Genomic DNA, 232 nt, shown 5'->3' with positions numbered 1-232 from the left:
TCAATAGAGAGTTTACAGCTCATGTCCCTAATCAGAAGTGGTGTACAGATGTGACCTTCTTGCAATATGGATTAGGGTGCAAGGCTTATTTAAGCGCTATTAAAGACCTTTATGACGGCTCTATCGTGGCTTACCATATCAGTAAGCATAATGACAATCCTCTTGTTATGGAGAACCTAAGAAAGGCTATGGAAGCTAATCCAGATGCCACACCACTCATCCACAGCGACAG

1 protein-coding gene is annotated in these 232 nt (G+C 42.7%); it reads left to right on the top strand.

The features are described 5' to 3' along the window. On the top strand, positions 1-232 hold a 232-nt coding region (locus HA044_RS09290), incomplete at both ends, for a DDE-type integrase/transposase/recombinase (protein ID WP_187540916.1).

Origin of the sequence: Streptococcus sp. IMAU 99161 (genome assembly GCF_014435245.1) — a bacterium.
Classification (GTDB): Bacteria; Bacillota; Bacilli; order Lactobacillales; family Streptococcaceae; genus Streptococcus; species Streptococcus lactarius.
The sequence above is the reverse complement of the archived record's forward strand: the minus strand, read 5'-3'. Positions and strand labels throughout refer to the sequence as shown.